Raw genomic sequence first — 26,991 nt, forward strand, 5'->3', positions numbered from 1 at the left:
TGCGCGCCTCCGGCCCGTTCCCGGGCGTCCGGCCGGGGGGCTGCTCCTGTAGACTGAAATTCTTATGGACAGTAAATCTAGGTGCCGGCCTGGGCGCTGTCAGCGGAGCTTGAAGAGCAGCGCCGCGCAGTCCGCCCCCAGAGCCGGCAAACCCCGACAACGCGCCCATCACCAGCCCACGGCCCAGCTTGCCGCAACCCGCACGGAGCAAGCGTCGGTATCTGCCGATCATCCTCCGCCGGGACGAAACAGTTTTTCCACCCTCTTTTCCTCCCCGCCCCAGGCGGGATGCTGAATGGAGTGGCTCCTTCTTGCAGCAGGCCTGCTGCTGATCGCCGGTACGGGATTCTTCGTGGCCGTCGAGTTCTCCCTCATCGCCCTGGACCAGGCCACCGTCCAGCGCGCCATTGACGACGGCGATACGGGCGCGGTGCCTTTGCTCACCTGCCTCAAGTCCCTGTCAACCCAGCTGTCCAGCTGCCAGCTTGGCATCACGCTGACCACTTTGCTCACCGGCTACGTCATGGAACCCTCGGTTGGCCGGCTCCTCCGTGCGCCGCTGGTCGCCGTCGGACTTCCCGACGTCGCGGTGGAATCCGTGTCCCTGATCCTGGCGATGGTGCTGGCAACCCTGCTGTCCATGCTCCTGGGCGAGCTGGTACCGAAAAACATGGCCATCGCCCTCGCGTTTCCCGTGGGCCGTGCCCTGGCCGGACCCCAGCTTGTTTTCACCACCATCTTCAAGCCGGCGATCCTGGTGCTCAACGGATTCTCGAACAAGGTGCTGCACGTGTTCGGCCTGGAAGCCAAAGAGGAGATTTCCGGGGCACGGACGCCGGCAGAGCTGGCCTCGCTGGTCCGCAGGTCCGCTGCCATGGGAACGCTCGATGCCGGGACGGCGAACTTCATTGCCCGCACGCTGAACTTCTCCACCCGGACGGCTGCGGACGTCATGACGCCCCGGATCCGGCTGGAGACGATCGACGCCGACCAGCCCGTCTCCGACATCGTGGATGCTGCGCGCAGGACCGGCTACTCGCGGTTCCCCGTCATCGGTGAGTCGGCCGACGACATCCGCGGCCTGGTGCACGTCAAGAAGGCGGTTGCCGTTCCATGGGACCGCCGGCAAAACCTTGAAGCGGGCGCCATCATGACAGAGGTGCTCCGCGTGCCCGAAACCATCCATCTGGACGCGCTGCTGGCCGAGCTCCGGGAGGGAAACCTGCAGCTTGCCGTCGTGCTGGACGAGTACGGGGGCACCGCCGGCATCGCCACCCTGGAGGACCTGGTGGAGGAAATTGTCGGCGAAGTGGCGGACGAACACGACAAAGTCCGCCCGGGGCTCCTGCAAAGCGCCTCCGGCGACTGGTACTTCCCGGGGCTTCTCCGTCCCGACGAATTGTCCGAACAGATTCCAGGCCTCAGCGTTCCCGACGAAGCTGCCTATGAAACCGTGGGCGGCTACGTCATGAGCAAACTCGGCAGGATCGGGGCAGTAGGCGACACTGTCCCGGTGAACGGCGGCACACTCAGCGTGACCAGGATGGACGGCCGCAGGATCGACCGCATCTGTTTCCATCCCGCCGGCGAACCCGCTGCGCAGGATGCCGACAACGGGAGCAAGCCATGAGTGACTGGGCGGGAATACTGTGGCTGGGCGTCCTCCTGCTGGGCAATGCCTTCTTCGTGGCGGCCGAGTTCGCCATCATGTCCGCGCGCCGCAGCCAGATCGAACCCCTGGCCGATACCGGCTCGAAGCGCGCCCAGACCACCCTGCGCGCCATGGAAAATGTGTCCCTGATGCTGGCCTGTGCACAGCTGGGCATCACGGTCTGTTCGCTGCTGATCCTGCTGGTGGCCGAGCCGGCCATCCACCACCTGCTTGCCGTCCCCATCGAAACGGTGGGCCTGCCGGCGGAAGCGGCTGATGTTGCAGCCTTCGCCGTGGCCCTGATGCTGGTGACTTTCCTGCACGTCACCTTTGGCGAGATGGTTCCCAAGAACATCTCGGTGTCCGTGGCGGACAAGGCAGCACTCTTCCTCGCGCCGCCGCTGCTGTTCGTCTCACGGCTGGTGCATCCCGTGATCTCGGTCCTGAACTGGTCAGCCAACCACATCCTCAAACTGATGCGGATCGAACCCAAGGACGAAGTCACGTCCTCGTTCACCCTGGAGGAGGTCCAGTCGATCGTCCAGGAATCCACCCGCCACGGGCTCGTGGACGACGACGCCGGGCTCATTACCGGAGCGCTCGAGTTCTCGGAGCACACCGCGGAGGACATCATGGTCCCGATCGGGAACCTGGTCATGCTGGGCGCCTCCACCACGCCCGTGGAGTTCGAGAAGGCCGTGAGCCGTACGGGTTTCTCCCGGTTCCCCATGCTGGATGATGAGGACATGCTGTACGGCTACCTCCATGTCAAGGACGTGCTGTCCATCCCGGAGTCCGCCTACGAGCTGCCCATCGCGGAAAGCCGGGTCCGGTCACTGGCAAACCTGGCGCTGGGCGACGAGATCGAGAAGGCCATGTCCGTCATGCAGCGCACGGGTTCCCACCTTGCGCGCGTGATTGGGCCGGACGGCACCACGCGCGGGGTCCTGTTCCTTGAGGACGTGATCGAGCAACTGGTCGGCGAAATCCGCGATGCAACGCAGGCCACCGGCATCCGCCGCCTGGGACAGCCGAACGGCAACTGAGGCCCGGGAGGTGCCCCCTGCCATCCGGCAAGGGGTGCCCCCCTCGCGGTCCCGGGCAACCGAACCTAAATAGGAATCATTCGCATTTAGGTATAGGCTGGCAATGTTGTCCCCCTTCCTGCGTGAACTGAGGTTTTCCGTGCGCCGTCCAGCCGCTGCCAGCTCTTTCCTTGCCGCCCTCGCGGGTGTTGGCCTCCTGCTCAGTGCCTGCAGTCCCCAGCCCTCGCAAACCGCTGACCCGGCACAGGGGATCGCCGTGGTGGCGTCCACCAACGTCTACGGTGACATCGCCCGGACTATCGGCGGGGACAAGGTGAAGGTGACCGCCATCATTAACAATGCGGGCCAGGATCCGCACTCCTACGAGGCAACCGCCCAGGACCGGCTGGCGGTGTCCAAGGCCAGGCTTGTCATTGAGAACGGTGGGGGATACGACGACTTCATCCACACCCTGGTGGAGGGCAGCAAGCTTGACAGCGCCTCGGTGCTGACCGCCGTCGACGTGTCCGGCCTTGCCCATCCCGGCGACGCTGCCCCGTCACCGCAACCGGCCGGCACGGACGCGGCCGGCTCGCACGATGGCCACGACCACGGTGACCTCAACGAGCACGTCTGGTACAGCCTTCCTGCGATGGAGCGGCTCGCAGACGGCATCGCCGGAAAGCTGGCAGCCCTGGATCCCGGCTCTGCCGCAACCTTCACCGCAAACGCGGACTCCTTCAAGTCCTCTCTGTCTGCCCTGCACGGCCGGCTCGATGCCATGAAGGCCTCCCGTGGCGGGGGCACGGTGGCAGTCACCGAGCCGGTACCGCTGTACATGCTGGCGGACGCGGGGCTGGACAACGCGACGCCCGGACAGTACACGGCGGCCATTGAGGAGGGCACCGACGTTCCTCCCGCCGTTCTGAAGGAAGCCACGGACCTGGTGGGATCCAAAGGAGTCCGCCTGCTCGCCTACAACGCCCAGACGGAAGGTCCCCAGACTGAAGCGCTGAAGAAAGCAGCCGAGAACGCCGGAGTTCCCGTCGTGGACTTCACGGAGACACTGCCTGAAGGCAAGACCTACCTGCAGTGGATGACGGACAATGTGAACAACATCGGCAAGGTTCTGGAGACAAACAGGTGAAATCCGTCGTCAGCCTCAAAGGGGCGTGCCTCAAGTTCGGCCAGCGCACGCTCTGGGAGGACCTCGACCTCGACATCAGGCCAGGTGAGTTCTTCGCGGTGCTCGGCCCCAACGGCAGCGGCAAGACCAGCTTCCTCAAGGTCCTGCTGGGCCTGCAGAAGCTGCACTCGGGCGAAGCGGCCCTGGGCGGGCACCCCGTGGAGCGCGGCAGCAGCCTGATCGGCTACATTCCCCAGCAGAAATCCTTTGCACCTGACACGCCCATGCGGGCCCGGGACCTGGTGGCACTCGGAGTGGACGGCCACCGCTGGGGTATCCGGCTCTCGTCGGCCAGGACCAGCCGCCAGGTGGACCAGCTCCTTGAGCTTGTGGGAGCCTCCGACTACGCCAACGTCCCGGTTGGGCAGCTTTCCGGCGGCGAGCAGCAGCGGCTTCGAGTGGCGCAGGCCCTGGCCACCGATCCCCAGGTCCTGCTTTGCGACGAGCCGCTGTTGTCCCTTGACCTGCACCACCAGCAGGCAGTCAGCGCCCTGATCAGCAAGCAAAGCCGGGAACACAACAGCGCCGTCGTTTTCGTTACCCACGAAATCAATCCGATCATCGAATATGTGGACCGGGTCCTCTACTTGGCCGGGGGACGGTTCCGCGTCGGGGCGCCAGACGAGGTCATGACCACCGAAGTCCTGTCGGATCTCTACGGCAGCCATGTGGAGGTGATCCGCGCCAATGGCCGGATCGTGGTGGTCGGCCTCCCCGACGCCACCACCCATCACCACCACGCGGAGGCGGACACGATGGCAGGGGAGGTGGCGTAATGGACGCGGACAGCATCCTGGGGGCCATCTTCAATTTCGACAACTACGGCGAACTGCTGGTCCTGGTCCAGAACTCCATCTGGGCGGGGGCCATCCTGGGGCTCCTTGGTGGACTGGTAGGCACTTTCGTCATGAAGCGTGATCTTGCCTTCGCCGTCCACGGCATTTCCGAGCTCTCCTTCGCCGGAGCCGCCTTCGCCCTGCTGGTCGGGGCGGACGTGGTCTTTGGCTCGCTGGTGGGGTCGGTGGCGGCGGCGCTCCTGCTGGGGCTGATGGGGGTCCGTGCACGGGACAAGAACTCGATCATCGGGGTCATCATGCCGTTCGGGCTGGGCCTGGGAATCCTGTTCCTGTCCCTGTACCAGGGCCGTGCCGCGAACAAGTTCGGCCTGCTGACCGGCCAAATCGTCTCCGTGGACACCGTCCAGCTGCAGGCACTCGCCGTGACGGCCGTCGTCGTCATGCTCGTGCTGGTGGCCATCTGGCGCCCGCTGAACTTCGCCAGCGTGGATCCCGAACTCGCCGAGGCCCGTGGAGTGCCCGTCCGCAGCCTGGCGATCGTGTTCATGATCATCCTGGGCGTCAGTGTGGCCCTGTCCATCCAGGTGGTTGGCGCCCTGCTGGTGCTCGCCCTGCTCATCACCCCCGCGGCCGCCGCGCTCCGGGTCACCTCCTCGCCGGCGGTGGCGGTGGTCCTCAGCGTGGTCTTCGCAGTGTCCGCCACGGTGGGTGGAATCCTGCTGGCCCTGGGCGGCCGGATTCCCATCAGCCCCTATGTCACCACGTTGTCGTTCCTGATTTATGTGGTGTGCCGTGCCATCGGGTCCGTGCGCGAGGCCCGTGGCCTCAACGGGCGTGTGCTTACAGCTTCCCGGCAGCCTTAAGGACGGTGCAGTCCGGGCACAGCCCGAAAATTTCCACGGTGTGGTCCACTTCGGTGAATCCGTGCTCGGCAGCTGTGCGAACAGCCCAGGTCTCTACGGCCGGGGCTTCGACTTCAACAGCTTTTCCACAGTTCCTGCAGAGCAGGTGGTGGTGGTGTGCGGTCACCGCACAGCGACGGTACACGGCCTCGCCGTCGCCGTTGCGCAGCACGTCAACGAGGCCCTCATCAGCGAGGGACTGCAGGATCCGGTACGCAGTAGCGAGTGAAACCGACACGCCCTGGTTCTGCAGGATCCGGTAGAGCTCCTGCGTGCTGACAAAGTCATCCAGGCGGTCCAGGGCAGCACTGACGGCTTTGCGCTGCTTGGTAACCCGCTGTTCCTTGCCGCCTCCCGCCGGGGACGGGGCGGCGGAATCAGCCTTGACGCCGATCGGCATGGACGAACTCGCTTCCTTGGGGGCAAACATCAAGATTACCAGCCTGAACTTCATGGACAGCGTTCCGGTACGAACCCTAGGCTGGCGTCCATGAAGCTGACCAAATACACCCACGCCTGTGTCCGGCTCGAGAAGGAGGGCGGGGTCCTGGTCCTCGATCCAGGCACCTTTTCCGAAACCGCAGAGGCGCTGCCCGGAGCGCAGGCTGTCCTGGTAACCCACGAACACGCCGACCATCTGGACACCAAGGCCGTGGTGGAAGCCCTGCACGGCAACCCGGACCTCGAGCTCCACGCTCCCGCGGGCGTGGCACAGCAACTGCGCGAGGATGCTCCAGGCGCCGCGGACCGCATTTACACCGTGGAACCCGGCCAGTCCTTCCAGGCGGCGGGCTTCGAGATCCGCAGCTTCGGCGGCCAGCATGCCCTGATCCACCCGCAAATTCCCATGGTGGCCAATATCGGTTTCCTGGTGGACCAGAATCTCTACCACCCAGGGGATTCCTTCGTCATCCCGGACGGAATCCAGGTCCAGACACTCCTGGTGCCGCTGCACGCGCCCTGGAGCAAGGCCGCCGAGGTAGTGGACTTTGTGATCGGCGTGCGTGCGCCGCGGGCGTTCCAGATCCATGACGGGCTGCTCAACGACACCGGTTTGGGCATCGTTGAGGGGCATGTCAAGCGGATCGGGGCCAAGTACGGCACGGAGTACCGGCACCTTGCACCAGGCGAGTCCGTGGAGGTCTAGCCGGTCCAGTCCCCGGTGTCCAGGAAGCGGCTGATTACTGCTTCATGCGGCGCCGGATCCAGCCCCTGGGAAGCCAGCCAGTCCTGGTTCCAGTAGTTGCCCGCGTAGCGTTCGCCGCCGTCGCACATCAACGACACGATGCTTCCCCGGCGGCCCTCCGAGAGCATGCCGGAAATTGTCTGCCACACACCCCAGAGGTTGGTGCCGGTAGACGGCCCGGCGTGCAGTCCGGCATAGGACCGCAGGTGCCGCATCGCGGCCACCGACGCCGCGTCCGGCACCTGGACCATCCTGTCGATGACGGTGGGAATGAAACTTGGCTCCATCCGCGCCCGGCCGATGCCTTCGATCCGGGACGGCAGGCCAGTGGGCTTTCCGGCTGATTCCCCCAGCCAGCCGGGGTAGAAAGCGGAGTTTTCCGGGTCGACCACCAGCAGCCTGGTGGGATGGCTGTGGTAGCGCAGGTACCTGCCGATTGTGGCGCTCGTTCCACCGGTGCCGGCGCCTACCACGATCCATTCAGGCACCGGGTGCGGCTCCAGGTCCAGCTGGCCGAAAATCGATTCGGCGATATTGTTGTTGCCGCGCCAGTCGGTCGCCCGCTCGGCGTAGGTGAACTGGTCCATGTAATGCCCGTTGCAAGTGGCTGCCACGTCTTCGGCCGCCGAGTACACGTCAGAGGCGTTTTCCACCAGCAAACACGAGCCGCCGAACTGTTCGATCAGGGCGATCTTCTCCGGGCTGGTGGTGCGCGCCATGACGGCGATGAACGGGAGGCCCAGCAGCTGGGCGAAGTACGCCTCCGAAACGGCGGTGCTTCCGCTGGAGGCTTCCACGATGGTGGTGTCCGCCCTGATCCAGCCGTTGACCAGGCCGAACAGGAACAGCGACCTGGCCAGCCGGTGCTTGAGGCTGCCGGACCGGTGCGTGGACTCGTCCTTGAGGTACAGCTGGATGCCCCAATGCTCCGGCAGCGCCACCGAGTAGAGATGGGTGTCCGCGGAACGGTTGTTCTCCGCCATGATGGTGCGGATGGCCCGGTCCGCCCAGTCCCGGTCTGTTCCGCCGCTGCCCGTGCCGGTGCCGCCCTCGATCTTCACCGCACCAGCCTACCCGCGCAGCCGGATTTGCCCGTTTAGAGTTGGACCGTTGCCTGCGCCGGCAGGTGGCCCGGATCCTGCAGAAGGAGCTCCATGAATCCGCTGATTGACGTCCCCGGCCTTGAAGCCAGGCTCGCCGCCGGGCGCCGGACGGTGCTGCTGGACGTGCGCTGGGCGCTGGGCGACCCGCATGGCCACGACCACTATCTTGCCGGGCACCTGCCGGGCGCCGTGTTCGTTGACCTGGCCACGGAGCTTGCGGATCCGGCCGTTCCGGACCGGGGGCGCCACCCGCTGCCGTCCCGCGCGCGCTTCCAGGAGTCGGCCCGCCGGTGGGGCCTGCGGAATAGTGACGTCGTGGTTGCCTACGATGACAGCGCCAACATGGCGGCGGCAAGGGTGTGGTGGATGCTGCGCGACGCCGGGCTGGCGGAGGTGTACCTGCTCGACGGCGGCCTGGGCGCCTGGCGTGCCGCAGGCTTGCCGCTTGAGGCGGGACCGGTCCATCCTGTCCCCGGCGACGTGGAGTTGGGCAGCGGGCAGATGCCCGTAATCGACGGCGGTGCTGCCGCCACCTGGCCGCAGGGCGGCCTGTTGCTCGACGCAAGGGCGGGGGAGCGGTACCGGGGCGAGGTGGAACCCGTCGACCCCCGTGCCGGCCACATCCCCGGAGCCGTCAGCGCTCCGACCGCTGCGAACGTGGATGGTTCCGGGCGGTTCCTGCCGGCGGCGGAGCTGCGGAGGAGGTTCGAATCGCTGGGGGTCCAGGACAGCCGGCCGGCAGCTGTCTACTGCGGCTCCGGCGTCACGGCCGCGCACGAGGTGGCCGCGCTGGAACTGGCCGGGTTCTCCGCTGCCCTCTACCCGGGCTCCTTCTCGGAGTGGTCAAACCGCCCGGAGCTGCCGGTGGCCACGGGCCCGGAACCGGGAACCGGCCCGGGCCCGGGTGGAAACTCCGGTGGAGCCGGGGGTAGCGTCGCACTATGACACCAGGACGTCCGGTACCACCGCCCCTAGCCAATCCCATCCCACCCGCACCCGCAGGCTCCGAAGCCGGCATTCGCGCTGCCGCCTACGGCGCCGTGTCCGGCGACAGCGGGTTGGTGCCGCTGACAGTCGCCCGGCGCGCCCCCAAGCCGGACGACGTGGAGATCGCCATCGAGTTCTGCGGGCTCTGCCATTCGGACGTCCACGCCACCCGTGGAGAGTGGGGCGGCCAGACTTACCCGTTGGTCCCCGGCCACGAAATCGTGGGAACGGTCAGCAGGACCGGTTCGAACGTCACCGACTTCGCCGTGGGCGACCGCGTCGGCGTTGGGTGCATGGTGGACTCCTGCCGGGAATGTGAGAGCTGCCTGGACGGCCTTGAGCAGTACTGCGAAAACGGCATGACCGGCACCTACGGCGCAAAGGACCGGCGCAACGGCGACGCCATCACCCAGGGCGGCTATTCGTCGTCCATCGTCGTGGACCGCCGCTACGTCCTTCGTGTCCCGGACTCGCTGGACCCTGCCGCCGTCGCGCCGCTGCTGTGCGCCGGTGTCACCACTTTCTCGCCGCTGCGGCATTTCGACGTCGAAGAAGGCGACGTCGTGGGCGTCGTGGGGCTGGGTGGGCTCGGCCACATGGCCGTCAAGCTGGCAAAGGCCATGGGGGCAAAAGTGGTGGTGTTCACCACCTCCGAATCGAAGGTTGCGGCCGCCCTGGAACTTGGGGCGGACGATGTTGTCCTGTCCCGGGACGAGGCAGCCATGGCCGCCGCGAACCGCACCATCGATCTCATTATCGACACCGTCGCGGCACCTCACGACCTGAACCCCTTCTTCCGCACCTTGCGCGTGGACGGAGCACTCTTCCAGCTGGGGCTGCCCTCCGACGCCATGCCGCCGGTCAATCCGGGTGCACTGATCCGGCGCCGCATCGCCTACGCGGGATCACTGATTGGCGGGATCGCCGAAACCCAGGAAATGCTCGACTTCTGCGCGGAGCACCGCGTGGTTGCCGACATCGAGGTGGTGGCCGCCGGCCAGCTGAATGAAGCCTACGACCGGATGGTCGCTGGGGACGTCAAGTACCGGTTCGTGCTGGACACCAGCACGCTGCAGGCAGCAGCCGAGGAGGCAGACGCATGAGCACGCTGTTCACGAAGATCCTGAAGGGCGAAATTCCCGGCCGGTTCGTCTGGCGCGAGGACGACGTTGCGGCGTTCCTCACCACCGGCCCGCTTGCCGACGGCCACACCCTGGTGGTCCCCACCGAAGAAGTGGACCGCTGGACCGACGCGTCGCCGGAGACCCTGGCCCGGGTCATGGAAGTGGCGCGGCGGATCGGTGCGGTCCAGGTGGATACCTTCGGCGCCAGGCGTGCCGGTCTGATCGTGGCGGGCTACGAAGTCAACCACCTGCATGTACACGTGTGGCCGTCGCAGAGCATGGCCGACTTCGACTTCGGCTCAGCGGACCAGAACCCGGATCCCGCCGTGCTGGACGCCAACGCCGAGAAGCTGCGCGAAGGGCTCCGGGCGGCCGGTTACGGCGAATCCGTTCCGGCGGCCTGACGGCGGCTTTCTGCTGGGTGCCCGGCCCTTGCAGGCCGGGCACCCAGCAGGGCACACGGGGCGCCGCTCAGGCTGGGGCCAAGGCCTTGTTGAGCACGGTCCGGATCCGCTTCTCGGACACGGAGTAGGCAGTTCCCAGCTCGACGGCGAAGAGGCTGACCCGGAGCTCCTCAAGCATCCAGCGCACCTGGGTTAACTCCTGTCCGGCACGTCGTCCGGGCAGCAGCGCGGACACGGCATCGTCATAGTCGTCCTCGAGCCGCTGCACCACCGCCATGTTCAGGGCATCGCGCTGGACGTTCCCGGGCAGGCGCTCCAGCCGCTTCTCGATCGCTGCAAGATACCGCGGCAGCTGGCTGAGCTGGGCGTAGCCCGTGCGTGCCACAAAACCTGGATAGACGAGCTGCTCCAGCTGGCTCCTGATGTCGTTGAGCGCGCTGATCAGGGCGAGGCTCGTGGTGCCCTTGAGCTGCTTTTCGATCCGCCGGGTGCTGGCCAGGATGCGCTCGACGACGGCGGTGACGGAGAAGACCGTGTCGATCAGTTCCGCGCGCACCACCTCATACAGCGCATCGAAGGCCTTGCGGTCCCAGGGGAGTTCAGCAGGGGTGAGCTTGTCGATGGCCGCCAGTGCGCAGTCGGCGATCAGGGCTGCCACCGAGCCGTGCGGGTTCTGGCTGAAAGTGAGTTTCTCGGTATTGCTCAGGTGCTCCAGGACATAGCGGTCCGGTGCCGGAACGCGCAGGGCCAGCAACCTGATCACACCGCCGCGCATGGCGTCGAGCTGTTCCCCGGCCGTCTGGAACACGCGCAGGGACACCGACGTTCCCTGGTCCACCAGCGCCGGATATCCGGTGACCGTGTGGCCCTTGACCATGCTGCTCACCTGGCGCTCAATGGTGCCGACGGTCCATTCGGTCAGGCCGTCCTGCTCGACGAAACCCGCGCCGCCCGGCATTCCGGTGCCCTGCTGACCGGCCGGCGACCCGGCGTCGGACGCCTTGCCGTTGCGGCGCTGCGCAGTGCTGCCGCCGCCCCGCACGGTGGAGGCGGGGGTGGCACCAAGTGACTCGGCGATGGCACGGCGGGTGGCGGGCGCCAGCTGCTCCTGGAGGCCGACGAGGTCCTTGCCTTCGCCCAAGACCTTGCCCTTGCTGTCCACCACCTTGAAACTGACGCGCAGGTGCGGGGGAACGGCGTCCCAGTTCCATGAGCCGGGTGGGATGACCGCTCCGCGGATCCGCCGCAACGCCAGTTCCAGCGAAGGTTCCAGTTCGTCCGTGGCGGGATCGAAATCGGACTCGAGCGCGGCAACGGCCTGCCGGGCAACATCGGGCGCCGGGACGAAGTTCTTGCGGACCTGCTTGGGCAGCGACTTGATCAGGGCGGTTACCAGCTCCACCCGCTGGCCCGGGATGAGCCAGCGGAAGGGGACGTCGTCGAGCTGGTTCAGGAACAGGACGGGCACCTCGGCCGTCACGCCGTCGGAAGGGTCGGGCGCGGACCCAGGTGCCACCGGGTGGAATTCGTATGTCAGTGGAAGCTCGAAGCCCTTGTGCAGCCACGTCTTGGGGTAGGCGGACTCGTCCAGGTCCTCGGCGTCGTCACTGAGCAGCAGCGACTTGTCGTAATCCAGGAGGTCCGGGTCCTCCCGCCGGGCGTCCTTCCACCACTTGTCGAAGTGCCGTTCGGAGACAACATCGGGGCCGATCCTGGCGTCGTAGAACTCGAACAGCGTCTCATCATCCACCAGCAGGTCCCGCCGGCGCATGCGGGCCTCAAGTTCCTCCACCTCGTGCAGGAGCGCCCGGTTGCGGTGGAAAAACTTGTGGTGGGTGCGCCAATCCCCTTCCACCAGGGCGTGCCTGATGAACAATTCACGGGCAACCACCGGATCCACCCGGCCGTAATTGATCCGCCGCTGGGCGATGATCGGAACGCCATAGAGGGTGACCTTTTCATAGGCCATGACTGCGCCCTGTTTGGTGGACCAGTGTGGTTCGCTGTAGCTGCGCTTCACCAGGTCCGGGGCTACCTGTTCGGCCCATACCGGATCGAATTTGGCGGCCACCCTGGCCCAAAGCCGGCTGGTCTCCACCAGCTCGGCTGCCATGACAAACGTGGGGGACTTCCTGAACAGCGCCGATCCGGGGAAGATCGCGAAGCGGCTGCCGCGGGCGCCGGCATATTCGCGCTTGCGCTCGTCCAGGATGCCGATGTGGCTCAGGAGTCCGGAGAGCAGGCTGATATGGATGCCGTCGTGGTTGCCCACGGGATCCGCCAGGCGCTTGTTGTCCAGCGTGATCCCCAGCGGACGGGCCAGCTGCCGCAGCTGGGTGAAGAGGTCCTGCCATTCCCGCGCGCGCAGGTAGTTGATGAACTCGGCCCGGCACAACCGGCGGAAAGCCGATGACGACAGCTCCTGCTGCTTCTCCTGCAGGTAGTTCCAGAGATTGAGGTAGCCGGTGAAGTCCGAGTTTTCGTCCCGGAAGCGGTTGTGCTTTTCCGCAGCCAGCTGTTGCTTGTCGGTTGGCCGTTCGCGCGGGTCCTGGATGGTGAGCGCGGCCGCCAGCACCATGACTTCGCGGACACAGCCCCTCTTTCCCGCTTCCACGATCATGCGGCCCAGGCGGGGATCCACGGGGAGCTGGGCAAGTTTCTGCCCGACGGCGGTCAGGCCGCCGCCCGTGGTTCCGCCCCGGCCGGCGGCTGATTCAGGCTTGGTGCCGGTGCCGTGGGCTCGAGGGGGTGCCAGGGCGCCAAGCTCGCGAAGGAGGTTGACGCCGTCGTTGATGGCGCGGGTTTCCGGCGGTTCGACGAAGGGAAAGTCCTCGACGTCCTTGGGACCCCTGGCCACGCCCATGGCCGTCATCTGGAGGATGACGGCTGCGAGGTTGGTCCGCAGGATCTCAGGGTCGGTGAACCGGGGCCGTGATTCGAAGTCTTCCTCGGAGTAGAGGCGGATGGCGATGCCGTCGGAAACACGGCCGCAGCGGCCCGAACGCTGGTTGGCCGATGCCTGCGAGACGCGCTCGATGGGCAGGCGCTGGACCTTGGTGCGGTGCGAATACCGGGAAATGCGGGCGGTGCCGGTATCGATGACGTACTTGATGCCGGGAACCGTCAGGGACGTCTCCGCCACGTTGGTGGCCAGCACGATCCGGCGCTTGCTGCCGGGATGGAACACCTTGTGCTGCTCCTGCAGGCTCAAGCGCGCAAAGAGCGGAAGGATCTCGGTGTTTGCCAGCCTGCGGTTGGACTGGATGCGGGCCTGCAATGCTTCTGCGGCGTCCCGGATTTCGCGCTCGCCCGAGAAGAACACCAGGATGTCACCCGGGGCTTCGGCGGCAAGCTCGTCCACGGCATCGCAGACGGCGTCCAGCGGATCCCGGTCCTCTTCAAGTTCATCGTCCGAGGCGTCTTCTTCGTCCTCTTTCGGCTGCGAGAGGGGGCGGTAGCGGATTTCCACCGGGTAGGTCCGGCCGGACACCTCAACAATGGGGGCCGGGTCTTCCGGGGTGCCGAAGTGTTTGGCGAACCGTTCGGGATCGATGGTGGCCGAGGTGATGATGACCTTCAGGTCGGGCCGCTGGGGGAGGACCCGCTTGAGGTAGCCCAGGATGAAGTCGATGTTGAGGCTGCGTTCGTGGGCCTCGTCAATGATGATGGTGCTGTATTTCCGCAGCAGCTTGTCCCGCTGGATCTCGGCGAGCAGGATGCCGTCGGTCATGAGTTTGACCTTGGTCGCCTTGCTGACCTCGCCCGTGAAACGGACCTGGAAGCCTACTTCCTGGCCGATCTCGACGCCGAGCTCCTCCGCGATGCGCTCCGCTACCGTCCGCGCTGCCAGCCGGCGCGGCTGGGTGTGGCCAATAAGGCCATGCTCGCCCAGCCCCAGCTCCAGGCACATCTTGGGGATCTGGGTGGTCTTTCCGGAGCCGGTTTCGCCGGCGATGATGGTCACCTGGTTGGCGGCGATGGCGGCCATCAGGTCCTCGCGGCGCTCGGAAACCGGCAGCTCAGCGGGATAGGAGATATGAAAAGTCATGGCTGCAGACAGTCTACTGCCGTGGGGAACCGCCTCCTTCGGCTCCGGGCCGCCGGCCGCCTTCAGGCAGGGCCGCTGCCAGCACCGGGAAGCGGTCCGCCGGCTTCCTCCGCGGCGGCCCGCGCGGTGTCAACCAGGATGCGCCAGGGTCCGGTGAGGGCTTGTTCGGGGAGGGCAGCCCGGCGCTGCCCTGCGGTGATGGAGTAGATGAAGCGGTCCGGCTGGGGCGGCGCGAAGGCCGCCGCTGCTGCCCGTGGGGTGCTGGGAACCGCATCCCACGGGCAAGCCTCGACGAGGGGCTGCCACTGGCTGAGGTCGCTGTCCGTCCGGGCGTCCACCGTCCATACCCGCGTGATCGCCGCGATTCCGCCCGTGCGTTCCACCTTGATCTTCATGGCCTGGCCCCTGGGCTTCCATCCGGACCCGGAGCCGATGGAGGGGGCGCCGGGGCAACGGTTAAAGTTTGACCTTTACAGTTTCCCACGCCGCCCCTACGGCGTCATGCTCCGTGGACCCGGAACCGAACAGGTCCGTGGCGGCACTCACCGTGGCACGGGCGAAAACGCTGAAGGTTGCCGACGGTGGCAGGGAACCGTTGGTCAGGGTCTCGTACCAGATGCGGCCCGGGGCCTCCCACGCGTAGCCGCCCAGCGCGTCCGCCACCAGGTAGAAGGCGCGGTTGGGGATGCCTGAGTTGATGTGGACGCCGCCGTTGTCTGCGCTGGTCCGGACGTAGGAGTCCATGGAGTCAGGCTGCGGGTCCTTGCCCAGGACGTCGTCGTCGTATGCGGTCCCCGGCGCTTTCATGGACCGCAGCGCCTGTCCCTGGACCTTCGGCGTGAAGAGCCCTTCCCCGATCAGCCAGCTGGCCTGCGCTGCCGTTTGGTTCTCCACGTGCTGCTCAACGAGCGCGCCAAAGACGTCGGACATGGATTCGTTCAGGGCGCCGGCCTGGTTCCGGTAGGCAAGCCCGGCCGAGTACTGGGTGACGCCGTGGGCCAGTTCGTGCCCTATGACGCTCAGGGACTTGGTGAACCGTTCGAAGACATCTCCGTCGCCGTCGCCAAAGACCATCTGGCTGCCGTTCCAAAAGGCATTGTCGTACAGCTTGCCAAAGTGCACCGTGGCGTCCAGCTTCAGTCCGCGGCCGTCCACCGAATCCCGCCCGAAGGCGTCGGCATAGAGCCGGTGAGTGGATCCGAGCCCGTCATAGGCTTCGTCAGTTGCGGCATCTCCCGTGGCGGCTCCGCCTTCCTTGCGGACAGGATTGCCTGGGAGGGTTTCCTCGCCGCCGGCATCGTAGATGGCCCGCTTGACCGGCCCCGCCTTGTCCTGCCGCAGTCCGGGCGGAAGGGCCGGAACAGCCTGTGAACGGGCCGCCTGGAACGAATCGACGTGGACCAGTGCTTTCCTGGCGGCGCTGGCCGCGGAAGAGAACTCCGGCGCATCCTGCTGCGCCAGCCGCCGCAACATGTACGGCGGAACGATTGAACAGAACGGAACGTGCATGGCGTACCCCCTCATCTAGGTGGACCCAGCCTACGAGCAGGCTCCGACATTGGGAGGGACGCCACCGCCAGGAATTCGGCAGCCTGCAACGGGCTGCAGCAGCCAGCGCTGGGTACGGTAGGCGCATGGCTGAATCCGAAAAGCGAACCAAGTCCAGTTCCACCCTGCTGACGGTCATCATCGCCTTCGTGGCGAATGTGCTGGTGGCGGCGGCAAAGTCGGTGGCGGCCGTCCTCTCCGGCTCGGCTTCGATGGCGGCGGAGGCGGCGCACTCCTGGGCGGACACGGGCAACCAGGTGTTCCTGTTTTTCGCGGAACGGCGGTCAGCCCGGCCCCGGGACAAGGGGCATCCCATGGGATACGGCCGCGAAGCCTACGTCTGGTCGATGTTCGCCGCGTTCGGCCTCTTTACGGCAGGTGCGGTGGTGTCCATCATGCACGGCATCCAGGAAATAGTTTCCCCTGAGCCGGCCGCCGACTTCATGGTGGCCTACATCGTCCTGGCGGTGGCTTTCGTCTTCGAAGGGATCTCCTTCGTCCAGGCGTTCCGCCAAACCCGGAAAGCGGCGCACGAACTGGAACGGCACACCCTCGAACAGGTCCTCATCAGCTCTGATCCCACGCTGCGCGCCGTCTTTGCCGAGGATGCCGCGGCGCTGATCGGCCTTGTCATAGCGTTCGTGGGCGTGTTCCTGCACCAGGTCACCGGGTCGCCGCTGCCCGACGCCATTGGTTCGATCGCCGTGGGCGTGTTGCTCGCCGTCGTCGCCGTGGTCCTGATCGACCGGAACCGGCGCTTCCTGGTGGGCCAGGGCGTCACGCCCGATATTGAGCGTTCCATGGCGCGGCGGGTGCTGGAGCACCGCGACATCGCCCGGCTCACCTACCTGCACCTGGAATTCGTTGGTCCGCGCAAGCTGTACCTCGTGGCGGCCGTGGACCTGGAGGGGGACCATCCGGAGCATGAGGTGGCAGTGGCCCTGCGCAGGATCGAGCGGGAGCTGGAGGACCACGCAACGGTTGAAGAAGCCGTGCTGACCCTGGCAACCCTTGATGAGCCGGCACTGAATTTCTGACCCTGTTCCGGGGGTGATCGGCGCAGGGCGGGGGGACCCCGGGGAACGAAAAACCCCCGCCGCTTCAAGAAGCGGCGGGGGTTTCCATGTGCCCTCGGTAGGATTCGAACCTACGGCCTTCTGCTCCGGAGGCAGACGCTCTATCCCCTGAGCTACGAGGGCAATTTTCCGGATTCCTGCCGTTCCCGGCGGGACGTCCTAGAGCTTAGCAGGAAGGTGGCCCGCAAGGGAAAACAGGCGCAGGGTCTTGTCCGCGGCGGCTGCCGGCCAGGCCTCAGTAGCCGGCGAAAGAGTCGGTTCTGACCCTGCGCGCACCTGCGCGCCGCGCTGCCCGGCGCAGGGATGCGACGCTTGCCGGGGAGCCGGAGACGTAGACCTCCCGGCGGGCAATGTCCGGGACAAGCGCTGCAAGCGCCTTTCCATCCAGCCGGCCGGGAGCGCCGGGCTCGCCGCGCGCCCCGGGTGAAGCTGAGGCCAGGCCCGACGGCGGCCGGGAGCCGTCTGCCAGCATCACCATCACCGGGAGGCCGGATGACCGGAGTTCGTCTGTGTAGGGCACTTCGTCAGCGCTCCTGGCCAGGAGCAGGAGGATGGCATCCCGCTCCCGCAAGGCGCCGGAGGACAGTTGGGACACGAATGGCGTGATGCCGATGCCTGCGGCGATGAGCAGTACCGGCCGGCGGGGATCCCGCGGCAGGACAAAGTCGCCGCCCACCGCCGTGGCCGTCACAGGGTCGCCGGGCCGCAGTGCCAGGAGCGCCTCCTTTGCCGCAGACACCGGACCGGCCGTGCGGACGCCAAAGGACACCAGGCGCCCGCCAGGGGAACCGGTCAGGCTGAACACGCGGCGCCGGCCTTTCCCATCCGGCCTGGCGTGCGGGAGGTCCAGCTCCATGTATTGTCCGGGGAGGAAACGCACCGGCCTGGCGGCCTCGAAAGAGAACTCGGCAGTGGTGGGCGTCAGCGGGCGGTTTCCAGCAAACCGGAGCTTCACGGCCCCGCGCTGGCCGGACAGGAAGGCCAGCAGGTTGCCCGCAAGCAGCGCCGCCTCGGGGGAGTTCGCCACAGGACCCAGGTTCCACGGGAGCGCGAAGAGCACTCCCACCACGCCGGCAAGGACCAGCTGCTGGCGTCGCCGCGGCGGCAGTGTGAGGGGCTCGGTCAGCATGAAACCCACGAAGAAGAGCACCGGACGCTGCGCGAGGGCCTGCCAGAGGCCCATCCCGGCGGTCATGCCGGAGCGAAGCAGCTCAACGTTGATGATGGCGGTTGCGACTATTGTGAACACGGCTGCCATCAACAGCTTGCGCGTGCGGTGCAGGACCAGCAGCACGCCCGGCACCAGCAGCCAGAGCATGGCCGGAGTGGCCGCCCACCAGGTGGCGACGTTCAGCCCGGTCAGGCCGGTGGCGAAGGCGCCGGCCGCGGCAGGATTGAAGATGTGCCGTCCGCGCCACGCCAATGCGTATTTCGACGCCGACGCCAGGACGCACGCCAGCGCCACCCCCGCCAGGTCCATCGGCTGCAGGGAGGGCCAGAACAGGAAGTAGAGCAGCAGTCCTGTGATCAGGGAGGACTCGGTGTGGGGATTAACCCGGAAGAGCGCCGCAAGCGCCCGGTTGGTGGCCCAGGTCAGTCCCAGGCACAGTGCCAGGTGTCCCAGCATTTCGGGGATGCCGAACGTCAGCCAGCCCAGCACGTCAAGGAGCAGGCTGTAGGCGGCAAGGGCGGCCAGGACCAGGAGGATAAGCCGGTACATGGTGAACCTGCCCACGGCTGACCCTATTCGTCCGCTGAGGGAGGGAACCGGGCCGGTTTGGGGTGTGTCCACGGAACTCATGAGAACAGCTTCCCTTCGAATTCGGCTGAGTAGGTCGCACTGCCGTCGGAAAAGACTGTCAGCCAGGAAAAATCGAACGTGTCCGCGAGCAGGGCGCCCGGAACGAAGAAGAGGGCGGTGGCGAGGGCATCGGCGACCATGGCTGTTTCCGCCAGCGCCCAGGCGGCGACGGCGGTCCGCACCGGCTGCCCGGTGGTTCCGTCCAGGACGTGGTGCAGTCCGTCGCCCCAAGCCCGCCGGTTGGCCGCGGAAGCACACAGGGCCCGCCCGTCCAGCTCCACGACGCCGATGGCCTGTGCCGGGTTGTAGGGGTGTTCGAGGGCAACACTGACGGGGTCCGGGCCGCGGACCAGCAGGTCGCCGCTGGCATCAATGATGAAGGATCCGGTGCCGGCGCCCTCCAGTTCGGCGGCCAGCAGGTCCACCAACAAACCCTTGCCGGCGGCGCCGATGTCCAGCACCACCGGCTCACTGGCCGTCAGGCTGGTCCCGGACCAGCTGAGGACCGACTCCCAAGGGGGCGCCGGGAGTGGCGGACCTGCCGGCCGGAGCGAGTAGGCGGGATCGTACCCCAGCCGTTCCAGGCTGCTGCCGATCAGCGGCGTCATGGCGCCGTCGGTCAAACCGTACAAGGTGGAATACAGCGGGCCGAGCGCTGCGGCCTCGTCGGGAAACCGGTAGCGTCCCGGTGCGCGGGCCATCGCCGCCACCAGCGAGTCGGCCCTGAACCGGGACCACGCGGCGTCGAACCTTTCAATGTGGTCCAGGAGGCTCTCCCGCAACGCCGCCGTCAAGGGCAGGGGTGTGGAGATCTCCCAGTCGGTGCCGATCCCCTGGAACGCAAAGCCCTCCCAGTCCGTGCCGGACACCGCCTACTGCGCCTCCGACTTGATCTTGCCCACGGCCTGGTTGAAGCCTCCGCTGGTCAGGGAGGAGCCGGCAACCTTGGAAACGTTGAGCTCGTCGAGGTTCTTGCCCACCACCTGCGCCGCGATGCCGCCGGCGAACTCACCCTGGAACTTGCGGGTATTCGGGTTGGACGGGTGCTGGGTGATCTGCACATCGGTGACTCTTCCCGCGGCGAGGGTCAACTGCACGCCGACCGTCTCCGTGCCGTTGGGGGAAACGTAGTTGCCGTCCGCGCTGTAGGTGCCGTCCTTGTAGCTGCCACCGCTGCCGGCCAGGGCGGTGGAGCCGCCCGACGGCGCGGCGGAGGAGTTTCCGGGGGCGCCGTTGGTGGCCGGCGGGGCCTCGGCCGCCGAGGGTGCACAGCCCGCCACGGTTCCGGCCAGTGACAAGCCGGCGATTCCGGCGTAGAGGGTCCGGCGGAGGGCGCCGCCCGCTGCCGGGGAGCCTGCGGATATGGACGGGCTTTTGCGGGTGGAGGGTCTCATGAAGGCTCTCGTTTCACTCTGAGGTCATGCCGTGCGGCAGTGGCTACGCTCTGCATAACGCCGGATCTGCCCGAAAGGTTCACCCCGGGGCTTCGGCCGGCGTTAAATTCTTTGCTGTCACTGGCCCCCGGTAGGCTAGGGGGGTGACTCCCGAAGAACTTTCCCTCGCCATATCCGCCTGCCTCAAGGACGCCGTCGCCGCCGGCGAAATCGCCCTTGCGGAATCAGCAATTCCTGCTGAGGTGCGCGTGGAGCGACCCAAGAACAGGGACCACGGCGACTGGGCCACCAACATCGCCCTCCAGCTCGCCAAGCCGGCAGGGACCAACCCGCGTGAATTCGCTGCCATCCTCAGTGCCCGGCTGAAGTCCATCAATGGTGTTTCCGCCGTGGACATCGCCGGCCCGGGTTTCCTGAACATCACCGTTGACGCCGCGGCAGCCGGTGCCCTGGCCAAGGTCATCGTTGAGGCCGGCCGGAGCTACGGCACCAATACGGCGCTCGCCGGCCGCACGGTCAACATGGAGTTCGTGTCCGCCAATCCCACCGGGCCGCTGCACATCGGACACACCCGCTGGGCAGCCCTGGGTGACTCGATTGCCCGGGTGTTGCGCGCCTCCGGCGCCGACGTCACTGCGGAGTACTACATCAACGACGCCGGCTCGCAGATGAACACCTTCGCCACCTCCGTCTACAACCGGCTGCACGGCCTTCCCGTGCCCGACGGCGGCTACCCCGGGCAGTACATCGCGGACCTTGGCCACGAAGTGCTCACCGCCCACCCCGACATCCGCGAGCTCACCGAAGTTGCGGCCCTGCCCGTCATCCGGGCCGCGGCCTATGAAGCCCAGATGAAGGACATCAAGGCCACCCTGGCAGAGTTCGGCGTCGAGTTCGACGTCTTCTTCTCCGAGCAGGAACTGCACGACGCCGGCGCGATCGAGAGCGCCGTGGCGCGCCTTCGCGAGCAGGGCCACGTGTTCGACGACGGCGGTGCGGTCTGGCTGCGGACCACGGACTTTGGCGACGACAAGGACCGCGTGATGATCCGCGCCAACGGCGAGCCCACCTACTTCGCCGCGGACGCCGCCTACTACCTGTCCAAGAAGGACCGCGGCTTCACGGAAAAGATCTACCTCCTGGGCGCCGACCACCACGGCTACATCAACCGGCTCAAGGCCATTTCGGCCGCGGCCGGGGATGATCCAGAAGTCAACATCGAGGTGCTGATTGGCCAGCTGGTTTCGGTAAATGGAGCCAAGCTGTCCAAGCGCGCGGGCAACATCATCGAGCTCAAGGACCTGATTGAGTGGCTGGGCAAGGATGCCGTCCGCTACTCCCTGGCCCGGTTCCCCGCCGACTCGCCGTTGACGCTCGATCCGGAGCTGCTGAAGAAGCACAGCAACGAGAACCCAGTGTTCTACGTCCAGTACGCCCACGCCCGTTCCCGCGGCGCCGCGCGCAACGCGGTGGCTGCCGGCGTCGAACGCCAGGTGGACGGCCAGGACAGCTTCGACGCCTCGCTCCTGGACCACGCCACGGAAAACGAGCTGCTCTCCTACCTGGGCAGCTACCCGTCCATCGTGGCCAAGGCCGCGGAACTGCGCGAACCGCACCGGGTGGCGCGCCACCTCGAGGCCATCGCCGGGGCCTACCACCGCTGGTACGACGCCTGCCGCATTGCGCCCATGGGTGAAGAACCCGTCACGGACCTCAACCGCACCAGGCTCTGGCTGAATGACGCCACCAGCCAGGTACTGGCGAACGGCCTTGACCTCCTGGGCGTTTCCGCGCCGGAACGGATGTAGGACCCATGACGCACGCAGCAGCACAGGGATCTCCGCTTGCCCCGGAATGGCTTACCGTTCCGGATGACCTCAATGCCCTCCACGAACCGATGTGGGCCGGCGACGCAGCACGCAACGGGGACGGTGAACTCAGCATCGGCGGCATCCCCGTCAGCGAGTTGCAGCGGCAATACGGGACCCCGCTTTTCGTGATGAGCGAGAACGACTTCCGTGCCCGCGCCAGGGCATTCAGCGACGCCTTCAATGACGCCTTCGCGGATATCTGCGGGGGAGTGGATGTCTACTACGCCGGCAAGTCATTCCTCTGCACCGCGGTGGTGCGCTGGGTGGAGGAAGAAGGGCTGCGGCTGGACACGGCCTCGGGCGGCGAACTCGCCGTGGCCTACCGGGCCGGAATTCCCGGCGCGGACGTCGCCCTGCACGGCAACAACAAGTCCGACGGCGAGATCCACCGGGCGCTTGACATGGGCCTGGGGCGGATCGTGGTGGACAGCCTTGATGAGCTCGTGCGGGTCGGCGCGATCGCGCAGGGGCGCGGGGAGCAGGCGAAGGTCATGCTGCGGCTCACCCCCGGCGTGCATGCCCACACGCACGAATTCATCGCCACCGCCCACGAGGACCAGAAGTTCGGCCTCTCGATGGCTGCCGATACCACCGATCAAGCCGGGATCTCCGCTGCCGAGGAAGCGGTGGCAGCCGCATCAGCGCATCCTGGCATCGAGCTGCTGGGCCTGCACTGCCACATCGGCTCCCAGATCTTCGAGCCGGACGGGTTTGCGCTGGCCGCCGAGAAACTGCTGCGCTTCCTGGCCGCCATGCAGGAAAAGTACTCCATCACCCTGCCGGAACTGGACCTTGGCGGCGGCTACGGGATCGCCTACACGCCGGTGGACACCCCCCGCCCCGCCGCGGAGATCGCCAACGCGATGGCCGCCGTCGTGCGTTCCACCTGCGCCGAGCTGGGCATCGACGCGCCGCGCATCTCCATCGAACCGGGACGCGCCATCGTGGGCAGCACCACCTTCACGCTGTACGAAGTGGGCACGCTGAAGACGGTCCGCGTGGACGTACCCGGCACCTCCGGCGACGGTGACGCGGGCAACAACGTTACGTATCCCCGCCGGTATGTTTCGGTGGACGGCGGCATGAGCGACAACGCCCGCCCGGTGCTGTACGACGCGGATTATTCGGCCGTCCTGGCCTCGCGGACGTCCGGCGCCGCCCCGCAGCTGTCCCGCGTGGTGGGCAAACATTGCGAGAGCGGCGACATAGTTGTTAGAGATGTATATCTGCCCGAGGACGTGGCAGCCGGTGATCTGCTTGCTGTACCGGGAACCGGCGCCTACTGCTGGGCCCTCTCGAGCAACTACAACTATCTGGCCCGGCCGGGCGTTGTCGCGGTGCGCGACGGATCTTCCCGGCTGATTGTCCGCGGGGAAACCGAAGAAGACCTGCTGAACCGCGACATGGGAGCCTGAATGACGGAAATGCGAACGCTGAAAGTAGCCCTGCTGGGCTGTGGCAACGTTGGAGCCCAGGTTGCGCGGATCCTCATTGAGGACGCGGACGCCCTCGCTGCCCGCGCCGGTGCCCGCCTGCAGCTCAGCGGCATCGCCGTGCGCAACGTCAACGCCCCCCGCGACGTGGACCTGCCGCAGGACCTTTTCACCACCGACGCCGAAACGCTGGTCAAGGACACCGACCTTGTCATCGAGTTGATGGGCGGCATCGAGCCCGCCCGCACGCTGATCCTCTCCGCGCTGCAGAACGGCGCCTGCGTGGTGACCGGAAACAAGGCACTTCTGGCGCAGGATGGCCCCACGCTCTACGAAGAGGCGGACCGAGCCGGCGTCCAGCTGTCCTACGAGGCCGCCGTCGCCGGAGCCATCCCGATCCTGCGCCCCATCCGCGACAGCCTCTCGGGCGACCGGATCACCCGCGTGCTGGGCATCGTCAACGGCACCACCAATTTCATCCTCGACCAGATGGACACCACCGGCGCCCAGTTCGCGGACGCCCTCGCCGAGGCCCAGCGCCTTGGCTACGCGGAAGCCGATCCCACGGCCGACGTCGAAGGCCACGACGCCGCCGCCAAGGCCGCGATCCTGGCCTCGCTCTCCTTCCACACCCGCTTCGCCCTGGAGAACGTCCACTGCGAGGGAATCTCAAACGTCAGCGCTGCCGACATCGCCGCGGCGAAAGACGCCGGCTTCGTCATCAAGCTGCTGGCCATCGCGGAGAAACTGACCGACGTTGACGGCAAGGAAGGCGTGTCCGTCCGTGTCCACCCCACCCTCCTTCCGCGCGAACACCCGCTGGCCGCGGTCCGTGGTGCCTTCAACGCCGTGTTCATCGAAGCCGAGAACGCCGGAGAGCTGATGTTCTACGGCCAGGGCGCCGGCGGAACCCCCACGGCGTCTGCCGTTATGGGCGATCTCGTGTCGGCCGCCCGCCGCCTGGTCCTGGGCGGACCCCAGCGCACGGAAACCACCACCGGCCACGTCCCGGCGCTGCCCATCGAAGCGGCCACTACCAGCTACTACATCGGCCTGGACGTTGCAGACCAGCCCGGTGTGCTGGCCCGGATTGCCCAGCTGTTCGCCGAGCACGGTGTCTCGATCGAAATCATGCGGCAGACCATCCACCGGGATGCGGAATCCAACGTGGAGTCGGCCGAACTGCGGATTGTCACCCACCGCGCATCAGAGGCTGCCCTTGCAGCCACCGTCCAGGCCGTAAAGGGCCTGGACGTCATCAATTCAGTTACATCCGTTCTGCGGGTAGAAGGAGTCTAAGTGGCTCACCAATGGCGCGGCGTCATCCGCGAATACGCTGACCGTCTGCCCGTGACGGAGTCCACCAGGGTGATCACCCTGGGCGAGGGCGGCACCCCGCTGGTTCACGCGCAGAAGCTCTCAGAACTCACCGGGTCCGAGGTCTACCTGAAGGTGGAGGGCATGAACCCCACCGGCTCCTTCAAGGACCGGGGCATGACCATGGCCATGACTGCCGCGGTGGCCTCCGGCGCCAAGGCCGTGGTCTGCGCTTCCACCGGCAACACCTCCGCGTCCGCCGCAGCCTACGCCACGGCCGCCGGCCTCAAATGCGCCGTCCTGGTGCCCGAGGGCAAGATCTCGATGGGCAAGCTCAGCCAGGCGATCGCGCACGGTGCCACCTTGCTGCAGGTGGACGGCAACTTCGACAACTGCCTGGACATCGCCCGCAAGCTGGGGGAGTCCTACCCCGTCTTCCTGGTCAACTCGGTCAACCCCGCCCGCATCCAGGGCCAGAAGACCGGCGCCTTCGAAGTGGTCGATTCCCTGGGTGATGCACCGGACATCCACGTTCTGCCCGTGGGCAACGCCGGCAACATCACGGCCTACTGGAAGGGCTACAAGGAGTACTGCGCTCCCTTCGAATCGGATACCGCCGGCACGCTTCCCGCTGTATCCACCAAGACGCCAGCAATGTGGGGCTTCCAGGCCGCCGGTGCCGCCCCGTTTGTCGCAGGCCACCCGATCACGGAACCAGACACCATCGCCACCGCCATCCGCATCGGAAACCCGGCGTCCTGGGATGGTGCCGTAGGCGCCCGTGACGAATCCGGTGGGCTCATCGAAGCCGTCACCGACGAGGAGATCCTGAACGCCCACCGCTGGCTGTCAGCCAAGGAGGGCGTCTTCGTAGAGCCCGGATCCGCGGCCGGCGTGGCGGGCCTGCTCAAGAAGCACGCCGCCGGCGAGGTCCCCAGCGGAAAGACCATCGTCATTACCGTCACCGGCCATGGCCTCAAGGACCCGCAGTGGGCCCTTCGCACCGAAGACGGCAACGACGTCCAACCGGTCAAGGTTCCGAATGACGTTGTCACTGTGGCCGCTGAGCTGGGACTGGAAGAAAAATAGCCTTGGACACCACCTCGCAGGCCGCCGTTGGACTGCAACTGATCGAGCCGGGCCAGTGCGTTACCGTCCGCGTCCCGGCCACGACGGCCAACCTGGGCCCCGGATACGACAGCCTGGGACTGGCCCTGGCGCTGCACGACACCCTGACCGTGGAAAGCCTGGACACGGACGAACTCGTCTTCGAGCTCAGCGGCGAGGGCGCAGACACCCTTCCGCGGGATGCCAGCCACCTGGTAATCAGGGCCATGGACGCAGCGTTTGAGCGGCTTGGCTACCGGCACGGAGGCCTGAAGGTGACGGCCCGCAACGTCAACCCGCACGGCCGTGGGCTGGGCTCCTCCGCATCAGCCGTGGTGGCCGCAGTCTCGGCTGCCAATGCCATGGTTCCGGCCGAAAGCCGCCGCGGAAAGGACTGGATCCTCCAGCTCACCAGCGAGATGGAAGGCCACCCGGACAACGTCGCACCCGCGATTTTCGGCGGACTGGCGCTGTCATGGCAGGACAGTGAGCAGTACAGCAGCACCAGTGCCACAGTTGCCGGATCCGTGATCCCCGTCGTGGCGGTGCCCGATTTCGAACTCTCCACCGAAGCTGCCCGCGCCCTGCTCCCGGCCTCTGTGGGACACCACGCCGCCGCCATGAATTCCGGCAGGGCAGCGCTGCTGATCCACGCGCTCACGCAAAAGCCGGAATTCCTGGTGCCGGGCACCGAGGACTACCTGCACCAGAGCTACCGCGCGGAGGCCATGCGGCCCAGTGCGGCACTGATCGGCGCCCTCCGCAAGGCAGGCTATGCCGCAGTGGTTTCCGGTGCAGGGCCCACCGTCCTGGTGCTGGCCAACGGGGAAGCGCAGGGCACGGACGCCGTGGCCTTCATCGAAGCCTTTACGGCGGAGAACACGCCGGACATCGGCTGGCGCGTGCTGAAGCTCGCAGTGGACGTTGAAGGTGCTAAGGTGGACGTGCACCGGCGGTAATTCCGCCTATCTGATCTGCTCCTGCATTCAGTTGCTGTTTGATCTACCACTGTGAATGTATTCCGGTGCCAC

At 66.8% G+C, this 26,991-nt stretch carries 23 protein-coding genes and 1 tRNA gene; 15 read left to right on the plus strand and 9 right to left on the minus strand.

The window, feature by feature from the left end; all coding sequences use genetic code 11:
* The first annotated feature begins 295 nt into the window (after positions 1-295).
* From NIBR502771_RS12445 to NIBR502771_RS12465, 5 genes are all read left to right on the plus strand, one after another.
* Positions 296-1,630: a hemolysin family protein gene (locus NIBR502771_RS12445; RefSeq protein ID WP_141160027.1), complete on the plus strand. Its 1,335-nt coding sequence runs from the start codon at positions 296-298 to the stop codon at positions 1,628-1,630.
* Positions 1,627-2,697, plus strand: a complete 1,071-nt coding sequence (locus NIBR502771_RS12450) for a hemolysin family protein (protein ID WP_141160028.1) — start codon at positions 1,627-1,629, stop codon at positions 2,695-2,697. The genes NIBR502771_RS12445 and NIBR502771_RS12450 overlap by 4 nt, the downstream gene beginning before the upstream one ends.
* Before the next feature lie 103 nt (positions 2,698-2,800).
* Positions 2,801-3,823 carry a metal ABC transporter solute-binding protein, Zn/Mn family gene (locus tag NIBR502771_RS12455; protein ID WP_141160029.1) on the plus strand — a complete coding sequence of 341 codons (1,023 nt, stop codon included), beginning with the start codon at positions 2,801-2,803 and terminating at the stop codon, positions 3,821-3,823.
* A complete protein-coding gene (locus NIBR502771_RS12460; protein ID WP_141160030.1) occupies positions 3,820-4,638 on the plus strand; it encodes a metal ABC transporter ATP-binding protein in 819 nt (272 codons plus the stop codon). Before NIBR502771_RS12455 ends, NIBR502771_RS12460 begins: the two co-directional genes overlap by 4 nt.
* On the plus strand, positions 4,638-5,522 hold the full coding sequence (locus tag NIBR502771_RS12465; protein ID WP_141160031.1) for a metal ABC transporter permease: 885 nt from the start codon (positions 4,638-4,640) through the stop codon (positions 5,520-5,522). Before NIBR502771_RS12460 ends, NIBR502771_RS12465 begins: the two co-directional genes overlap by 1 nt.
* Here NIBR502771_RS12465 and NIBR502771_RS12470 read toward each other — a convergent pair.
* Positions 5,500-5,961: a Fur family transcriptional regulator gene (locus NIBR502771_RS12470; RefSeq protein ID WP_141161536.1), complete on the minus strand. Its 462-nt coding sequence runs from the start codon at positions 5,959-5,961 to the stop codon at positions 5,500-5,502. The two genes, NIBR502771_RS12465 and NIBR502771_RS12470, sit on opposite strands and share 23 nt — an antisense overlap.
* A gap of 90 nt (positions 5,962-6,051) precedes the next feature.
* Here NIBR502771_RS12470 and NIBR502771_RS12475 point away from each other — a divergent pair, with 90 nt between their 5' ends.
* A complete protein-coding gene (locus NIBR502771_RS12475; protein ID WP_141160032.1) occupies positions 6,052-6,708 on the plus strand; it encodes an MBL fold metallo-hydrolase in 657 nt (218 codons plus the stop codon).
* Here the strand turns inward: NIBR502771_RS12475 and NIBR502771_RS12480 are convergent.
* A complete protein-coding gene (locus tag NIBR502771_RS12480) occupies positions 6,705-7,730 on the minus strand; it encodes a PLP-dependent cysteine synthase family protein (protein WP_141161537.1) in 1,026 nt (341 codons plus the stop codon). The two genes, NIBR502771_RS12475 and NIBR502771_RS12480, sit on opposite strands and share 4 nt — an antisense overlap.
* Positions 7,731-7,901: 171 nt before the next feature.
* Here NIBR502771_RS12480 and NIBR502771_RS12485 point away from each other — a divergent pair, with 171 nt between their 5' ends.
* Genes NIBR502771_RS12485 through NIBR502771_RS12495 form a run of 3 tightly spaced genes read left to right on the plus strand, consistent with a single transcriptional unit; the run spans position 7,902 to position 10,365 of the window.
* Positions 7,902-8,795, plus strand: a complete 894-nt coding sequence (locus NIBR502771_RS12485; protein WP_141160033.1) for a sulfurtransferase — start codon at positions 7,902-7,904, stop codon at positions 8,793-8,795.
* The gene (locus tag NIBR502771_RS12490) at positions 8,792-9,940 is read left to right on the plus strand and encodes an NAD(P)-dependent alcohol dehydrogenase (protein WP_141160034.1); all 1,149 of its coding nucleotides are present in this window, start codon (positions 8,792-8,794) and stop codon (positions 9,938-9,940) included. Before NIBR502771_RS12485 ends, NIBR502771_RS12490 begins: the two co-directional genes overlap by 4 nt.
* On the plus strand, positions 9,937-10,365 hold the full coding sequence (locus NIBR502771_RS12495) for an HIT family protein (protein ID WP_141160035.1): 429 nt from the start codon (positions 9,937-9,939) through the stop codon (positions 10,363-10,365). The genes NIBR502771_RS12490 and NIBR502771_RS12495 overlap by 4 nt, the downstream gene beginning before the upstream one ends.
* Before the next feature lie 67 nt (positions 10,366-10,432).
* Here NIBR502771_RS12495 and hrpA read toward each other — a convergent pair whose 3' ends face one another.
* From hrpA to NIBR502771_RS12510, 3 genes are all read right to left on the minus strand, one after another.
* Positions 10,433-14,413 (minus strand): ATP-dependent RNA helicase HrpA, encoded by a 3,981-nt coding sequence (gene hrpA / locus NIBR502771_RS12500; RefSeq protein ID WP_141160036.1) that lies wholly within the window; start codon positions 14,411-14,413, stop codon positions 10,433-10,435.
* Positions 14,414-14,475: 62 nt separating this feature from the next.
* Positions 14,476-14,808, minus strand: a complete 333-nt coding sequence (locus NIBR502771_RS12505; protein ID WP_141160037.1) for a protealysin inhibitor emfourin — start codon at positions 14,806-14,808, stop codon at positions 14,476-14,478.
* 61 nt (positions 14,809-14,869) lie between these two features.
* Positions 14,870-15,922, minus strand: a complete 1,053-nt coding sequence (locus NIBR502771_RS12510) for a M4 family metallopeptidase (protein ID WP_141160038.1) — start codon at positions 15,920-15,922, stop codon at positions 14,870-14,872.
* 125 nt (positions 15,923-16,047) lie between these two features.
* Between NIBR502771_RS12510 and NIBR502771_RS12515 the strand changes: the two genes are divergently transcribed.
* Positions 16,048-16,998, plus strand: coding sequence for a cation diffusion facilitator family transporter (locus NIBR502771_RS12515; protein WP_141160039.1), 951 nt, complete (start codon positions 16,048-16,050; stop codon positions 16,996-16,998).
* Between the two features lie 89 nt (positions 16,999-17,087).
* On the opposite strand, the gene NIBR502771_RS12520 is transcribed toward NIBR502771_RS12515, so the two are convergent.
* The 4 genes from NIBR502771_RS12520 to NIBR502771_RS12535 all read right to left on the minus strand — a co-directional run bounded on the left by NIBR502771_RS12520 (position 17,088) and on the right by NIBR502771_RS12535 (position 20,232).
* Positions 17,088-17,160: transfer RNA gene (locus NIBR502771_RS12520), tRNA-Arg, on the minus strand.
* A 112-nt stretch (positions 17,161-17,272) separates the two neighbouring features.
* The gene (locus tag NIBR502771_RS12525) at positions 17,273-18,838 is read right to left on the minus strand and encodes a ferredoxin--NADP reductase (protein ID WP_141160040.1); all 1,566 of its coding nucleotides are present in this window, start codon (positions 18,836-18,838) and stop codon (positions 17,273-17,275) included.
* Positions 18,835-19,707 carry an FAD:protein FMN transferase gene (locus tag NIBR502771_RS12530; RefSeq protein ID WP_141160041.1) on the minus strand — a complete coding sequence of 291 codons (873 nt, stop codon included), beginning with the start codon at positions 19,705-19,707 and terminating at the stop codon, positions 18,835-18,837. The genes NIBR502771_RS12525 and NIBR502771_RS12530 overlap by 4 nt, the downstream gene beginning before the upstream one ends.
* A 3-nt stretch (positions 19,708-19,710) precedes the next feature.
* Complete coding sequence (locus NIBR502771_RS12535; protein WP_246839659.1) at positions 19,711-20,232, minus strand: hypothetical protein; 522 nt, start codon at positions 20,230-20,232, stop codon at positions 19,711-19,713.
* A 143-nt stretch (positions 20,233-20,375) separates the two neighbouring features.
* On the opposite strand from NIBR502771_RS12535, the gene argS reads away from it, so the two are divergent.
* From argS to thrB, 5 genes are read left to right on the plus strand one after another with little or no spacing between them, the layout of a single operon-like run.
* The gene (argS, locus tag NIBR502771_RS12540) at positions 20,376-22,040 is read left to right on the plus strand and encodes an arginine--tRNA ligase (protein ID WP_141160042.1); all 1,665 of its coding nucleotides are present in this window, start codon (positions 20,376-20,378) and stop codon (positions 22,038-22,040) included.
* Positions 22,041-22,045: 5 nt separating this feature from the next.
* A complete protein-coding gene (gene lysA / locus NIBR502771_RS12545) occupies positions 22,046-23,518 on the plus strand; it encodes a diaminopimelate decarboxylase (RefSeq protein ID WP_141160043.1) in 1,473 nt (490 codons plus the stop codon).
* The gene (locus tag NIBR502771_RS12550; RefSeq protein WP_141160044.1) at positions 23,519-24,835 is read left to right on the plus strand and encodes a homoserine dehydrogenase; all 1,317 of its coding nucleotides are present in this window, start codon (positions 23,519-23,521) and stop codon (positions 24,833-24,835) included. It begins immediately after the preceding gene.
* Entirely contained in the window at positions 24,836-25,942 is a 1,107-nt protein-coding gene (thrC, locus tag NIBR502771_RS12555; RefSeq protein WP_141160045.1) for a threonine synthase, read from the plus strand.
* A gap of 2 nt (positions 25,943-25,944) precedes the next feature.
* Complete coding sequence (thrB, locus tag NIBR502771_RS12560) at positions 25,945-26,919, plus strand: homoserine kinase (protein WP_141160046.1); 975 nt, start codon at positions 25,945-25,947, stop codon at positions 26,917-26,919.
* Positions 26,920-26,991 lie beyond the last annotated feature (72 nt).

The organism is Pseudarthrobacter sp. NIBRBAC000502771, from assembly GCF_006517215.1.
GTDB classification, from domain to species: Bacteria; Actinomycetota; Actinomycetes; order Actinomycetales; family Micrococcaceae; genus Arthrobacter; species Arthrobacter niigatensis.

Coding starts and splice junctions, on each gene's coding strand:
- lysA (WP_141160043.1), top strand. CDS start 22,046: ATGACGCACGCAGCAGCACAGGGATCTCCGCTTGCCCCGGAATGGCTT.
- NIBR502771_RS12455 (WP_141160029.1), top strand. CDS start 2,801: ATGTTGTCCCCCTTCCTGCGTGAACTGAGGTTTTCCGTGCGCCGTCCA.
- NIBR502771_RS12450 (WP_141160028.1), top strand. CDS start 1,627: ATGAGTGACTGGGCGGGAATACTGTGGCTGGGCGTCCTCCTGCTGGGC.
- NIBR502771_RS12475 (WP_141160032.1), top strand. CDS start 6,052: ATGAAGCTGACCAAATACACCCACGCCTGTGTCCGGCTCGAGAAGGAG.
- NIBR502771_RS12550 (WP_141160044.1), top strand. CDS start 23,519: ATGACGGAAATGCGAACGCTGAAAGTAGCCCTGCTGGGCTGTGGCAAC.
- NIBR502771_RS12505 (WP_141160037.1), bottom strand. CDS start 14,808: ATGAAGATCAAGGTGGAACGCACGGGCGGAATCGCGGCGATCACGCGG.
- NIBR502771_RS12480 (WP_141161537.1), bottom strand. CDS start 7,730: ATGGCGGAGAACAACCGTTCCGCGGACACCCATCTCTACTCGGTGGCG.
- NIBR502771_RS12470 (WP_141161536.1), bottom strand. CDS start 5,961: ATGCCGATCGGCGTCAAGGCTGATTCCGCCGCCCCGTCCCCGGCGGGA.
- NIBR502771_RS12515 (WP_141160039.1), top strand. CDS start 16,048: ATGGCTGAATCCGAAAAGCGAACCAAGTCCAGTTCCACCCTGCTGACG.
- NIBR502771_RS12535 (WP_246839659.1), bottom strand. CDS start 20,232: ATGAGACCCTCCACCCGCAAAAGCCCGTCCATATCCGCAGGCTCCCCG.
- NIBR502771_RS12525 (WP_141160040.1), bottom strand. CDS start 18,838: ATGAGTTCCGTGGACACACCCCAAACCGGCCCGGTTCCCTCCCTCAGC.
- NIBR502771_RS12510 (WP_141160038.1), bottom strand. CDS start 15,922: ATGCACGTTCCGTTCTGTTCAATCGTTCCGCCGTACATGTTGCGGCGG.
- hrpA (WP_141160036.1), bottom strand. CDS start 14,413: ATGACTTTTCATATCTCCTATCCCGCTGAGCTGCCGGTTTCCGAGCGC.
- NIBR502771_RS12485 (WP_141160033.1), top strand. CDS start 7,902: ATGAATCCGCTGATTGACGTCCCCGGCCTTGAAGCCAGGCTCGCCGCC.
- NIBR502771_RS12490 (WP_141160034.1), top strand. CDS start 8,792: ATGACACCAGGACGTCCGGTACCACCGCCCCTAGCCAATCCCATCCCA.
- NIBR502771_RS12445 (WP_141160027.1), top strand. CDS start 296: ATGGAGTGGCTCCTTCTTGCAGCAGGCCTGCTGCTGATCGCCGGTACG.
- NIBR502771_RS12465 (WP_141160031.1), top strand. CDS start 4,638: ATGGACGCGGACAGCATCCTGGGGGCCATCTTCAATTTCGACAACTAC.
- NIBR502771_RS12495 (WP_141160035.1), top strand. CDS start 9,937: ATGAGCACGCTGTTCACGAAGATCCTGAAGGGCGAAATTCCCGGCCGG.